The following is a 519-nucleotide window of genomic DNA, read 5'->3' as shown; positions in this document are numbered from 1 at the left end:
CGATGGCGACCGTCAGCGCCGCCAGCGGCGGCAGGGAGGGCAGCGCGAACAGAAGGGCACAATAGGCGAGATAATTCACGATGCTGGTGGCGACGCCGACCCCGCCGTAACGCGCGCCCTCCTGCGCGATGCCTCGGCTCGACGGCGCAAAGGTCAAATGCCGGTTGATCTGCCAGGTGACGGTGAGCGCGAAGCCGATCGACAGCACGCGTGCCTCCAGCGGCCCGAGCGGCGTGACGGAAAGCAGCAGCCAGAGCGCGGCCGCATCGGCAACGAAGCCGGTGCCGCCGGCAAGCACGAAGCGGGCAAGCCGGACCATCAGGCGGCTCGCGAGGCCTTGCCCGGCTCCCTCTTCGGGGAGGCCTCGCCGTTGAAGCCCGCGCGTCGCTCGATGCGGCCGGCAGGGATGGAAAGATAGAAGATGCGCTTCTGTTCGGCCCGGCCGCGCGACACCGAATCGAGGATCAGCCCGGTGACCATCGCCAGCATGGACAAGAGGAGCAGGCCAACCGACAGCAC

At 68.8% G+C, this 519-nt stretch carries 1 protein-coding gene and 1 pseudogene; both read right to left on the bottom strand.

Annotation, left to right across the window (positions count from 1 at the left end):
* Positions 1-319 (bottom strand): GtrA family protein (locus EOA75_RS33680; RefSeq protein WP_127326196.1); only part of this gene is annotated, 319 nt, incomplete at its 3' end.
* Positions 319-519: pseudogene (locus EOA75_RS33675) on the bottom strand (glycosyl transferase); the annotation flags it as partial. The gene EOA75_RS33680 and the pseudogene EOA75_RS33675, both read right to left, overlap by 1 nt.

The organism is Mesorhizobium sp. M1A.F.Ca.IN.022.07.1.1, from assembly GCF_003997575.1.
GTDB lineage: Bacteria > Pseudomonadota > Alphaproteobacteria > Rhizobiales > Rhizobiaceae > Mesorhizobium.
The sequence above is the reverse complement of the archived record's forward strand: the minus strand, read 5'-3'. Positions and strand labels throughout refer to the sequence as shown.